Raw genomic sequence first — 559 nt, 5'->3', positions numbered from 1 at the left:
GGTTGGTGATACTCTAAAGATTGCAAGCTGGATTTTGGCATATGTATTAATTGCAAAGGCTTACTGGAAGGTTTATGTATTTGCAGAAGTAATTATTTCCAGCCTTTTCTACTTTTTGGTGTATTTTTTTGTAGATGTCCTAGGTGTAGAAGCAACCGCCATTGCACATGCGGTTTGTTACCTATTGTACTTTATATTTTTGGGTGTGGCTTTGCGGCTAAAAAACACCATTTGATTTTGGGCGACTTGTATGCTGGGTTTGACGACTTTGGTGCCTTCTAGGTGCCTCGACAAATGAGAGTTCTTTTGTTGGGTGAGTATAGTGGCCTTAATAATGAACTAAAGCTTGCTCTTATTAAGGCGGGGCATGATGTTACCCTGGCGGCAGCGTGTGATTTTTTTAAAAACTTTAAGACTGACATAAATCTTGGGTATGGCTCAACGATTTATAGTTACAAAATGAGGCAGTTTTTATTGCCTCTACTGAACTTAAGCAAGTTTTCCGGTTTTGACGTTGTTCATGTGATAAATTTTTATATAATTCCAAGATTACCGTTTT

1 protein-coding gene and 1 pseudogene are annotated in these 559 nt (G+C 37.9%); both read left to right on the top strand.

Translation table 11 applies throughout. The features are described 5' to 3' along the window. A pseudogene (locus ACFQEU_RS17750) lies at nucleotides 1-235 on the top strand (hypothetical protein); the annotation flags it as partial. A 59-nt stretch (nucleotides 236-294) separates the two neighbouring features. Beyond that, nucleotides 295-559 (top strand): glycosyltransferase family protein (locus ACFQEU_RS17745; RefSeq protein WP_379784300.1); only part of this gene is annotated, 265 nt, incomplete at its 3' end.

It is taken from the genome of Halorubrum tibetense, assembly GCF_042661865.1.
GTDB lineage: Archaea > Halobacteriota > Halobacteria > Halobacteriales > Haloferacaceae > Halorubrum > Halorubrum tibetense.
Note: the sequence above shows the minus strand (reverse complement) of the source record. Positions and strands in the feature narration are given on the sequence as shown.